Annotated in this window: 5 protein-coding genes, 1 pseudogene and 1 other annotated feature; of the genes and pseudogenes, 2 read left to right on the forward strand and 4 right to left on the reverse strand. The window is 51.7% G+C overall.

Going from position 1 to position 9,837, the window contains the following annotated elements; translation table 11 throughout:
* The first annotated feature begins 89 nt into the window (after nt 1-89).
* Nucleotides 90-3,026: a M14 family zinc carboxypeptidase gene (locus tag LKO31_RS02395; protein WP_227688482.1), complete on the forward strand. Its 2,937-nt coding sequence runs from the start codon at nt 90-92 to the stop codon at nt 3,024-3,026.
* A 133-nt stretch (nt 3,027-3,159) separates the two neighbouring features.
* Here LKO31_RS02395 and LKO31_RS02400 read toward each other — a convergent pair.
* From LKO31_RS02400 to LKO31_RS02410, 3 genes and pseudogenes are all read right to left on the reverse strand, one after another.
* Nucleotides 3,160-4,398 (reverse strand): annotated as a pseudogene (locus tag LKO31_RS02400) (IS3 family transposase).
* Nucleotides 3,994-4,117, reverse strand: a sequence feature (AL1L pseudoknot). It overlaps the preceding pseudogene by 124 nt.
* 15 nt (nt 4,399-4,413) lie before the next feature.
* Nucleotides 4,414-4,629, reverse strand: coding sequence for a hypothetical protein (locus tag LKO31_RS02405; RefSeq protein WP_227688483.1), 216 nt, complete (start codon nt 4,627-4,629; stop codon nt 4,414-4,416).
* Nucleotides 4,630-4,634: 5 nt separating this feature from the next.
* Nucleotides 4,635-4,904: a DUF4177 domain-containing protein gene (locus tag LKO31_RS02410; protein ID WP_227688484.1), complete on the reverse strand. Its 270-nt coding sequence runs from the start codon at nt 4,902-4,904 to the stop codon at nt 4,635-4,637.
* A gap of 673 nt (nt 4,905-5,577) precedes the next feature.
* On the opposite strand from LKO31_RS02410, the gene LKO31_RS02415 reads away from it, so the two are divergent.
* Entirely contained in the window at nt 5,578-5,787 is a 210-nt protein-coding gene (locus LKO31_RS02415) for a helix-turn-helix domain-containing protein (RefSeq protein WP_227688490.1), read from the forward strand.
* A gap of 659 nt (nt 5,788-6,446) precedes the next feature.
* Here the strand turns inward: LKO31_RS02415 and LKO31_RS02420 are convergent.
* Nucleotides 6,447-9,716: a TonB-dependent receptor domain-containing protein gene (locus tag LKO31_RS02420; RefSeq protein ID WP_227688485.1), complete on the reverse strand. Its 3,270-nt coding sequence runs from the start codon at nt 9,714-9,716 to the stop codon at nt 6,447-6,449.
* Nucleotides 9,717-9,837: the final 121 nt, after the last annotated feature.

Genomic DNA, 9,837 nt, shown 5'->3' on the forward strand with positions numbered 1-9,837 from the left:
TCATTTCCAGACAATGTACATACCGCTTGCCGCCATGCGGCGAGGGTCCAAGGAGGGGTTTCATCATGGGGTTGCAGGTATCCATTCGAATGGCAGCATTGACGGCAACAGCCCTGTGCGGTGCCGCTATGACGCTGACGGCATTGGCACAGACACAGCCATCCCATGCGCCCTCACAGGTGCCCTCAGGCGTTCAGCCTCGAACCCAAGCGGATGATGTCGAATATGGCCGGTTGATTGACAAGCATCTGATCGACAAGCGTTTCACGACAGAGCTGGTGGACCATATGCCCCTGTCGGAAACCGTGCCATCGCCGTTGAAATTTTTCGGACGCATTCCCGGCACCCCTGGCGAACTAACCTATGCCGCAGATATTCATCGCTATTACCGCGAACTGGCCCGCACATCTCCCAATGTGAAATATATGACGCTGGGCACCAGCGAGGAAGGGCGCGAACAAGTTCTGATCGCTATCGCGGATGAAGCCACCCTCGCCTCGCTTGATGACTATAAAGCCAAGCTGGCCTTACTCGGCGATGCACGCCGCACCGACGCCAAACAGGCTGCCGAAATTATCAAAACAGCCAAGCCCATTTATTGGGTTACCAGTGGCATTCACTCGCCAGAAACTGGCGGGCCAGAAATGCTGATCGAATTGGCCTATCGCCTCGCGGTCCAAGACACACCGTTTATCCGCGACATTCGCGAAAAAATGATCACCTTCATCACGCCCGTTGTCGAAGTCGACGGACGCGAGAAAATGGTCGACACCTATTATTACGGCAAGAAAACAGGAAAGCCCAAACCCCCGCTTGTGTATTGGGGAAAATATGTCGCACATGACAATAATCGCGATGGACTGGGCCAATATCTAAAACTGACACAAAATATCACCAAAGCGATGCTGGAGTGGCGCCCAACCGTCCTTCATGACCTTCACGAAGCGGCGTCTTATCTTTATACCTCAACCGGTACAGGCCCATATAATACATCGCTAGACCCCATCCAAACGAATGAATGGTGGCTGTTGGCTGAAACAGAGGTTATGGAGCTCACCAAGCGCGGCATCCCTGGCGTTTGGACCTATGGCTTTTACGACGGCTGGGTCCCCAATTATTTATTCTGGATTGCCCATACCCACAACAGTTTTGGCCGTTTTTACGAAGTCCAAAGCTATGGCCCCGATATTCAAAAAGATCTGAAACTCGCGCCCTCCGTCACCAGTCGGGAGTGGTTCCGTCCGAACCCACCGCTTCCGTCCGTTGACTGGGCTCCTCGAAACAACACGAATATCCAACAATCGGCCTTGCTCTTTGCGCTAAACCGCGTGGCCAATGATGGGGCAATGTATCTCGAAAATTATTGGACGAAAAATCGAAACGCCATCCAAGCCGGTCAAAAGGCAGGCGAAATCAATGCGTGGGTTATTCCTGCCCAACAACGCGCGCCGAAAAATGCCACCGACATGATCAATATGCTTCGCCAACAGGGCGTTGAAGTGTCACGCGCCACGCAAAAATTCTCTGCTGGCGGCATTGATGTCGACGTTGGCGATTATGTGATCCGCGCGGATCAACCGTACCGCACATTGCTCGACATGTATCTCAGTGTGCAAACCTATCCTGTTGCCAACCCACGTCCCTATGACGACACGGGCTGGACCATGCAGTTGATGCACAATGTTGAAACCAAAATCATCAAAGACACGGCCGTTTTCTCCCAACCCCTAGCCCCACTCGTTGGCGACGCGAACGTCACGGGCGGCATCACGGGCAGTGGCAGCACGATTATTTTTAATCACAGCGGCGACAATGCCCTTGTCGGGCTGCGCTTCAAGCTGAAAAACGCACGAATTCTCGCGGCGGAAACCGACTTCACGCTGAACGGCAAACAATATTCCGCTGGCAGCTTCATTTTGCCTTCTGCCAACCGCGCCGAGGTTGAACGGCTGGCATCTCAGCTTGGTTTGACCGGCGAAGCCGTTGCTGCTGCGCCGAATGTGGCAACCCATCCCCTCACCGCGCCGCGCATTGGATATATTCACTCTTGGGCCCGCACACAAGACGAGGGATGGTGGAGAGCCGCTCTCGATCATTATGGCATCCCATATGATTATTTTGCTGACACCACATTGAAGGATACCAATCTTCGCGCAAAATATGATGTTTTAATCTATCCTACCGTTGCCAACAACGGGCGTGACCAATTCATCGGTGTTCCGATGAACGGTACGGAGAAAATCCCGTACAAGAAATCCGCGCTCACTCCGCATCTGGGTGCGCTGGATTCCGCCGAAGATATTCGCGGCGGCGTGGGCGGCGCAGGCATTGAGGCGATTAAACGCTTTGTCACCGACGGCGGCACGCTGATTGGCGATGGCTCAACGGTCGAGATGCTGAGCATGTTTGGCGCAGCACCCAATGTGACGGTCAGCCAGCCATCTGATCTATATACCAAAGGCGCCATCATGCGCGGGATGATCACAGATCCAACCAGTCCCATCGTTTACGGTTACTCAGGCGACCAGTTGCCAATCTATTTCTCACAGGCACCTGTTTTGAACGTCACCGAGGCAGGCAGCCGTATGGGATATTTCGACCCTAACGGCCCAGGCGCTAGATTGGCACAAAATGTCACACCAAACGCCAAACCAGCGACTGTATCGCCTTGGCAAGCCAGCGTTGATGGAGCAGCGCAAAAAACCGAGGCAGCGGCCACAAACCCGAGCCCGTTTGGGTCTGCTGAACCCTCCTCTCGTACCAGCGGCAGTCCACCGGACCGTATGCCCCGCGTCATTATGTCCTTCCCCGCAAAATCGGGTGATATTCTTCTCAGTGGCATGCTGGACGGTGGGGATGCTCTTACCAAAAAACCGCTAGTTCTCAATGTCCCACAAGGCAAAGGCAATTATGTCCTGTTCGCCTTGCGGCCATTCTGGCGCTGGCAGACACAAGGCAGCTATATGCTTGGTTTCAACGCCATCCTAAACTGGGACCATCTTGATGCGGGCGAAAAACGTCCATAACATTAATTGCTTAACGACTCTGTTCCCATAAACCTGACCGATATCGCATCAATTGTGCGACTTCGGTCAGGTTTATCGTCCACGTTTAACGGCCCCTTCTGAACCGCCCCATGTTTGCGGAAGGCTATTTGGTTTAAGTCATGCTGCCATGGGCTGTGTCCAGCACGGCATAATATTGATCTTCGGCCTCTGCTGGGCGGGATATTGCCGACGGGTTCCAGCCGACGCCGGTTGTTAAACCAATCGACCCACTCCAATGTAGAAAACTCGACAACTTCGAAAGAGCGCCACGGTCTTCGCCAAAGCATTGTCATAGCTATCACCAACGCTGCCCAGCAAAGGTTCGGTCCCCACTGCGGCGAGACGCTCGATGTAGCGCATGAACAGATATTGGGAACCGCGACCACTAGGATGAACAAAGCCACGATGAGTTGGACGCCTCTGGTGGATCGCTTTTTCCAAGGCATTTAACATGAAGCTCGTGTGTGCCGTTCTGCTTGCCCGCTAGTCCACAATTTGCCGCGCATAGGTATCGATAACGAAGGCCAAATATACAAAGCCCGCCCAAGTGCCTACCTAGGTATAATCCGAAACCCAGAGCATATTTGGCGCAGGAGCGCAAAACTGTCGTTTACATGATCGAGCGGACAGGGGGCAGATTTGTCGCTCACGGTGGTGCGAGCCTGCTTGCCCCGGATCACGCCCTGTAGGCCCAGGTCACGAATCAATCACGCCACCGTCGATCGGGCGACGGCAAAGCCTTCGCGCTGCATTTGCCGCCAGACTTTACGGATCCCACAAACACCAAAGTTCTCTGAAAATACCCGCAAAATCTCTGGTTTAAGTGCGAGATCGCGCTTCGCACGGGCCGACTGCCGCGCAGGATTGCGGCGCTGCGCTATGCGCTCCCAGTATGTGGATGGGAGCATGAGGGGTAATTGATGATCTGGGGGATAATCATTCCGAATGGAGGCAGAACGCGGCAGATCGGCTCGACCCCATGATCATCGCGGTGCTCGTCGATGAACGCAATCATTTGCGAAACGGGCGCCAAAGGGGTTTCGGCTCGCTCCGCCTGGGCAAAATATGCCGAAGCCTTACGTAATATCTCGTTGGCTTGCCGTAGTTCACGGTTCTCACGCTCTAGGGCTTTTAGACGATCTGTCACTTCGGTGGACACACCTACCCGTTTGCCACTGTCGATCTCAGCCTTCTTAACCCAGTCATGCAGGGTGGACGGCACAAAGCCAATCTTCTCAGCTATCGAAACCACTGTCGCCCAGCGAGAAGGATAATCTCGTTCGTGATCCAACACCATGCGGATCGCGCGTTCCCGAACCTCGGGTGCAAATTTGTTCGTCGCCTTGCTCATAATGGCTCCTTCCACTCAAGAGTTGGAGCCTTCGGCAAACGTGGGACGGTTCACCACCGCAACGCCCTTTCTTGAAAGCTCGATAGCGATGATGTCCACAGCAGCCTCTTTTTGCTTTTGAACCGCAGCCTGACGTTGTGCCGTGGCGACAGCGACTCTCGCTTTGGCTTCCCTTTCTTGTTGAGCTAACTCCGCACGACGTGCAGCAACCTTTGATTGCATATCGTCCATTGCCGTCACGCACCCTCGCCGTTGGAAAGCAGGCTGCCCAGAAGGGCTGTTCCCGCCACCAAGCCGACCGCTCCCACCACCGCCCGGTGGCCGACGCGCTTGGCCCTGTCTTCTGCAGCAATCACGTCGTCGATGCAGCGAGCAGCACGAGCTTCCTGCTCACTCTCAGGTACTTTGCGCTCAAATGTAATCATTAGCGTTTCGCGATCAGAGGTGACCAAATGGCGCTGCATTACGTTAGACATGAAAATCATCCGCCAGCCGTCCGCAGCCATCGCATTTATCTATGCCTCCAACACGCTGGTTTCGAATTGAAACGTTAGACCGAGACCAGTTAAATTAAGTTTGTATGAAATTTGCAGACAAAATTGACCTTAGTGATACTTAATCCAGTAGCACTAGAACCCGTCAAGCAAGCAAACCTCCCGGAGGTTATCCGAGGAATCCTATGCGCGGACAACAAGGCTATGCATCAGCTACTTAGCACCATGATCCAACGAACTGTAAACACAGCCAGCCAGAGTATAAGCATGCCTGCCGTAATCTCCATTGCAAAAGAGACCCAATCAACAGGAATAATTTCGTTCCCTTCGTATTGAAGTATAACACTCAGATTGTGATAATATGAATGTCGTGAATAGGACCACCAACCGCCACCTACCCACCATACGGCAGAAAGCACGAGGCCGAGCCTAATAAGCTTCTTCCTCCTCGCCATGTCGCAATCGTTAGGCGTTACTAAGCCACCATTCCTAGGCGGGGCTAGGCGTTCACTGTTTTTCGATGATTCTTCGTCGATCATTATTCTCTCCGTTGTTGTGTGCTTGTGCAGAGCACATGGACCGAGATCAGGCTTCGCATAACCATAGCTCGATATTTACTCTGCGCTAGAAAAAATGACACGTTTGGTATACAGACATGCGTGGTACCACCCGTCCAAATCGCTGCATGGACGTGGTTTGGCTTTTTGGCGTAAATGTCCGACACTACCGTAAGCTCAAAGGGATGACCCAGGACCAGCTAGCGGCGGCGGCGGATATGGAACGCAGTTATGTCAGCGACCTTGAAAGGGGTACGAGGAACCCATCTGTGGCAGCCCTAGGTCGAATAGCAGACGCACTCGAAATTGAGCCACACATGCTATTGTTCAAGAGATAACTGGGCTTCTAAGTTTGCGATTTCTATCGGCCGGAATGAACCGTCATCGTCGATCAATTGATGCCCGACTGGCATTCAAACTTAGTAAGGTCTTGGATTGACCGTGGGGCCACGATGATTGCCACTTCAGCAAGCTCATAGTCCTGCAGCCGATCGTGCCAGCCTAGAAGGATTTCGGCACGGTCAGAGCATGGCGATTGGGCCGCGACCCTGATTAACTCCTCATGGGTTCGGATAATTTGCATTTGCTTTTCCCATAAAAAAGGCCCCCGGAGTGCTCCGAGGGCGATTACGCGAATAGGTCATTCCTATTCATATAAGATGGCCGCATTTGCGCGGGCCTGACTGTTAAATCAAACGACAGCAACCGACCCAACAACTGTTGTTTGAACTATCAATTGGCGCTCCTGAAAGCGGCCGTTCTCGAGTGATTATGGACCTGCCCGTCGGTCCGGAGTCTACAGCCCATTGCAATTGAAGAAGAAAATGGCGCACAAGATCCGTAGGTCATCACCCCGCTCGCGGCCATAGCTTATTCGAAAACTTGGCTAATAGGCCCACCTTTTGCGCGCCTATCAGCCAGATAAAATTCGCTCAAATTCAGATCCCATCATTATCGCTTGGTCATAATTCCCATGCCATACCAATGGGTCCTGACCCTAGAAGGCCTTATTAACAGAAAAACCAATGATGCGTGGATCAACCGTAAAAACATTTGTCGCTAGACCGGTGTCGTCTGCATTCAAGAACGCATCAGTGATTGAGTCTTTGTTGAATATGTTTTTGACGTAGACTTGGAAGCCAAGCCCATGTTCTAAGTTATTAAGAGACACTGAGAGGTTTACGTTGTCCCAGCCTTTGATTTTGTCAAACGTTGGGTGATTATAAACCCGCCACCAGCTGCTTGATTGTCTGTAATAATCACCCCGCAACACGAGTTCCCAGCGGTCTTGATCAATCAATGTCCGATACTCGCCACCAACGTTGAAGGTGATCCGCGGTGAATTTGGCAATTCATTCCCCGACAGTTCGGCATCAAAGCCGCGTCCCATATTAGGAGCTCCACTGCCTCCGCTCGCTATGGGCAGGCCGACGGTATCCGGATTATATGGATCCGACGGGTCATAGGTGAAACCGTAACCAAAGAACGAGGTGCTATCATAAGACACGCCGCCGGTGGTCGCTGGATTAAAATCACCTAATCGGTTGCTACCGGGGCACAAGGCGGACAGCGCCAACTGTTGCTCACCTGGCGTTTTAGAGGACAGGATGCGCTCCACATGAACGCGGGGTGCTATGCAATTGGATGGGGCTTGGACCCATGGCCTAACAACAACCCAATCCTCATTTCCTTGGGTCCGGTTCATGGGATCGATGGATTTTTCACCTTTCCCAATCTTGGTTCGCAGATAGCCTAAATTCGCATCAAATCGGAAATTCTTAGACGGCTTCCAGACCGCCTCGAGCTCGAGGCCCCAAGTGGTTGCGTCAAAGTTCTCATTGAAGGCAATGCGATCCGAAATTTGCGAGATTTGGTAATTTTTATAATCATAGAAAAAGCCCGTGGCGTTGAGCGTAAAGCGACCGCCAGCAAATTTCGTCTTGGTGCCGATTTCCAAAGAATTCAGCGTTTCAGGCTTAAATGTCTGGGCCAATGGCAAATATTGCACCAGCGCTGGATTGAGGTCTACGCGCGGGGGATTGCTACCGCCGCCTTTATACCCCCGCGCAAGAGACAGATACACAAGGCTGTCATCCGCAAAGGATACATCCGGTTTCCAGTCGACCACAAAGCGGCCTGTCACCTCTTTCCATTTTTGATGAATTGGTGGCAGTTCTGGGTAACCGCTATTCACCCGCCCGCCAGTGTTTGAGCCTGGCGTTGCGGTGTCTGTTCCGCCCCCAAGAAGCAGCTGACTAGGAATTTGCCGTGACCGCTTGTTATCTGCGGTATAGCGTGCGCCAACGGTGATTTTCAGATTGTCGGTCGCATTATAATATAACTCACCGAAAAGGGCCTTGGATTCAATCTTTACCGGATTTTGGCTAAGAAAGTAATTGTGGCCTTGATTGTCCAATGAATCGATAGGGTTTGGATCAATATAGATACATTCCATACCCTCATAACCTAACGGGCAATCACGAGGCACGCGAAGACCATTAGTTGGATGGACAGTTCCGTAGAAATATTGTCCAATCAAGGTGAATATGTTGTTGAAAACATAGTAATCGTCTTGTGTTTTGAATTTGAGATAATTGGCCCCAATGTTGAAATTTAGCTTTCCATCAAATTCCGACTGAAGCCGGAGTTCTTGGTACCACTGCTTACTCTTGGATTGGCTAATATCGGCCGACACCATACGATCTTGCCAACCGAGTTGAGGATCGAAAAATCTCCCCCCTGGCGTCATGCCTGGGAACGCTACGGTATCTAGCACCCCTCCCCTTAGACCTCGGATCCCTGGGGTCGTTGAGTCGTTAAAGAGAGGCGCGGAGACGAACCGATTGTAATCCTGAAATGAGAAATAATCATCGGTTGTATATGTGGTTTGGCTAATCAGCTTGATATCAGCGCTCAATTTTAACTGAGCGTTCAACTGAAAGACGTCATTGTTCGCGCGGAAGATAGGATCGATAGAAGTGGCGATTTCCCGCAAATTCTTTGATTGGACCACTTCTCCATAAGGGTCGATCGCCTTTAGTGCGTTTATGCTTGTCGCTCCAAGCCGACCGATGGCCATATTTTGAGGTGCGATAATATAGGAGAGCGAATAGCCATTTGGCGCTCCGAAGGCCGCATCATCATATAATGAGCCGAGCAAACAACCTTGACTTAATCGTCCGCGAACAAAAGGATCGACGATAAGAGGAGAGTTACCAATCCGATCTGGACCAGGGTCCCGGGTGCATAAATTTTTCCCAGTACGTGATCGATTGTCATCTTCTTCGAAGTGCTGCCAAACTAGGTCGGCTTTGAAATTATCGCTTGGCTCCCAAGCTACAGTTGCCCTTGAAGACCAAAGATCACGGCCATTCACTCTAGTCTGATTGAACGTGTTGAAATCATAACCATCACGCTTTGTCCATGCACCAGCAACACGGACCCCAAGGGTGTCTGTCACAGGGACATTAAGCATTCCAGAGAGGCGCCGTGATTCATAATTTCCGGTTTCAGCTTTGAGCGCGCCTTCAAATTCATCTGTTGGCTTGATGCTTATGATATTCACCACACCGCCGGTTGCATTGCGTCCGTAAAGGGTTCCTTGAGGCCCACGCAGGACCTCAATGCGTTCCACATCAAAAAATTCAGCTTCAAACAGGCGGTTTTTCACCAATGGAGCATTGTTGAAGCTAATCGCAACCGCCGGATCGCTCGATGCCGATGTTGCTTTTGTCCCGACACCGCGAATTGAAAAATTATACATCGAAAAATTGTTTTTCGAGAAGTTGACGTTCGGGATTGCTCTCAAAAGCTCCGAGCCACTTTCGATTTTATAATTGTCCAGCGCTTCGGCGCTCAGTGCCGAAACCGCAATAGGAACATCGGATATCCGCTCTTCTTTCTTTTGGGCTGTAACAATGATTTCATTATCTGAAATCTCGGCGGCTGCGCGGGTTGCGACGTTTCCCACCGGTTCAGCTGGCTCAATTGCAAATGCACCTTGCTGTGTGACGCGAAATTTGAAACCTGTTCCGCGCAAGGCATTCTCAAGAGCTTGCCGAGTCGTTAGGGATCCACGTACCGCCGCAGCATTTTTGCCTCGTACATCCGCAGCTGAAAATACAATCTCAGCGCCAGTCTTCCTCCCAATTTGGGTGAGCGTCATCGCCAAGGGCTGCGAGGGTATATTGAGCGTCTTTGCTGAAACAGTCTGAGCGTGTGCGGGGCTCACTGCATGCGTTGTGATCATAGCTGTACTGAGCAGCATAGCGCTGTCCCCCGTCAGCGCCTATGGCACAGATTTGAGGTTGCGAATTAAGGAGTGTTTTGGTCTCATCGTAGTGACGAAGGAACGCAGATGAGAGCAAAACACTCAGTCGCCAAAAAGC

The organism is Sphingopyxis yananensis (genome assembly GCF_020687785.1).
Taxonomy (GTDB): Bacteria; Pseudomonadota; Alphaproteobacteria; order Sphingomonadales; family Sphingomonadaceae; genus Sphingopyxis; species Sphingopyxis yananensis.